The 826-nt window shown below is 64.5% G+C and carries 1 protein-coding gene and 1 pseudogene; one reads left to right on the top strand and one right to left on the bottom strand.

Features of this window, described 5'->3' with window-relative positions:
• Positions 1 to 504: DMT family transporter (locus tag EOA86_RS36705; protein WP_164892412.1), on the top strand; the 504-nt coding region annotated here is incomplete at its 5' end.
• A gap of 75 nt (positions 505 to 579) precedes the next feature.
• Here the strand turns inward: EOA86_RS36705 and EOA86_RS36700 are convergent.
• A pseudogene (locus EOA86_RS36700) lies at positions 580 to 826 on the bottom strand (hypothetical protein); the annotation flags it as partial.

The raw sequence follows: 826 nt of genomic DNA, 5'->3' as shown, positions 1-826 counted from the left end.
CTGCAGACGCTTGCCGCCGCCGCCGTGTCGCTCTGCGGTGTGGCGATCATGGTCTGGTCCGGTTTCGGCACCGGCCATCTGTTCGGCGACGGGCTGGCGCTGCTGATGACAATCGGCAGCGCGCTTTACATGATCATGGTGCGCGCTTTCCGCGACACGCCTGTGGTGTGGGCCGGGGCAGTGTCGGCATTCCTTTTGTTCGTGCTCGGCTGGTTCGTGACCGATCCATTGGCGGTCTCAGCCAGAGACGCAGCGCTGCTCGTCGCCTTCGGCATGTCGTTCGCGCTGGCCTCTATTCTGTGGACGGAGGGCGCGAGGCTCATCCCGGCCGCCGAATCCGGACTGCTGGGCTCGGCTGAGGTACCGTTCGCGATCCTGTTCGCCTTCGTGTTCCTGGCCGAGGTCCCGCCTGCCGCCAGCATGATCGGCGGCGCAATCGTGCTCTGCGCGGTCTTCGCCCATGCCGGGCGCGACTGGCAGGCGGCGAGGCAGCGTTCTGCCTGAGAAAATCTGCCCCTGAAATAAATTTATAAAGTCATGGAACCATCATCGGGTTCAGGCATTGTTGAGGCCGACGGGTCATCCCAAGTCCCCCAAACCCCTCGGCCCGTCTAACCTATAGCCGACCGCAAGGTCGGCTTTTTCTTTTCCGAAATGAGCCTGCGCCAAGGCAAGGTTGCCGCTGAACAGCGCAGCCAGCTCCTGTGCCGGCGGCTCGGCATCCTGGCGCAGCCGGATGGCGAACTCGGCGATGGGAACCTGCGGCAGCCCAAAGTCGCGCGGTGCTTCGACGATGCCGGAATGGGCAAAGCGCGCCGTCCGCAGC

The sequence above is a fragment of the Mesorhizobium sp. M5C.F.Ca.IN.020.32.2.1 genome, from assembly GCF_004023105.1.
Taxonomy (GTDB): domain Bacteria; phylum Pseudomonadota; class Alphaproteobacteria; order Rhizobiales; family Rhizobiaceae; genus Mesorhizobium; species Mesorhizobium wenxiniae.
Note: the sequence above shows the minus strand (reverse complement) of the source record. Positions and strands in the feature narration are given on the sequence as shown.